1 protein-coding gene is annotated in these 991 nt (G+C 80.0%); it reads left to right on the top strand.

Translation table 11 applies throughout. The annotated features are described in order from the left end of the window. Positions 1–991: phosphopantetheine-binding protein (locus FA014_RS19615; RefSeq protein WP_230323465.1), on the top strand; the 991-nt coding region annotated here is incomplete at both ends.

The raw sequence follows: 991 nt of genomic DNA, 5'->3' as shown, positions 1-991 counted from the left end.
CGCCTCGCCCGCCGCGGGCCTCACGCCGACCGCGGCCTGGGTCGCCGAGCGGTGGACCGCCGCGCTGGGCGCGCCGGTCGCCGGCCCGGACGACGACTTCTTCGACGCCGGCGGCGGCAGCCTGGTCGCGGCGCAGCTGGTGTCCGCGCTGCGTGAGCGGTTCGGGACCGTGACCGTCGCCGACGTGTACGAGTACCCCCGGCTGGCCGACCTGGCGCGGCGGCTGGACGAGCTCGAGCCCGCGGCCCCCGCCGCGGAGCGGGTCGTGCTGCCGACGCCGCGGCGCGCCCGGGCGGTCCAGACGCTGCTCGGCGTGCCGCTCGCGGCGCTGGTCGGGCTGCGCTGGCTGACCTGGCTGCTGGCGGCCGAGCAGCTGCTCGCGGTCACCGGCCTGGTGCCGTGGCTGACGCCGGTGCCCGCGTCCTGGTGGTGGCTCGCGCCGGGCTGGCTGCTGCTGATCAGCCCGCTCGGCCGGATGGGGTCCACGGTCCTGGTCGCGCGCACCCTGCTGCGCGGGCTGCGGCCGGGCCGGTACCCGCGCGGCGGGTCCGTGCACCTGCGGCTCTGGTTCGCGGAGAGCTGGGCCGCGGCCGCCGGCGCGGAGAACCTGTCCTGCGCGCCGTGGACCGCGGTCTACGCCCGCGCGCTGGGCGCGAAGGTCGGCTCCGACGTGGACCTGCACACCGCCCCGCCGGTCACCGGGCTGCTCACCCTCGGCGACCGGTGCGCCGTGGAGCCGGAGGTCGACCTGCGCGGCCACTGGCTGGACGGCGACGTGCTGCACGTCGGGCGGGTGCGGATCGACAAGCGCGCGACCGTCGGCACCCGGAGCACGCTCGCCCCGGGGGTCCGGATCGGGCAGGGCGCGCAGGTCGCGCCGGGTTCCGCGGTGCTGGCGGGCGTCGCGCCGGGCGAGCTGTGGGCGGGGTCGCCGGCGGCGTTCGTCGGGCCCGCCGCCGAGTCGTGGCCCGCGGGCCGGGCGCCGCGCGGG

Origin of the sequence: Cellulomonas hominis (genome assembly GCF_005239125.1) — a bacterium.
GTDB classification, from domain to species: Bacteria; Actinomycetota; Actinomycetes; order Actinomycetales; family Cellulomonadaceae; genus Cellulomonas; species Cellulomonas hominis_A.
The sequence above is the reverse complement of the archived record's forward strand: the minus strand, read 5'-3'. Positions and strand labels throughout refer to the sequence as shown.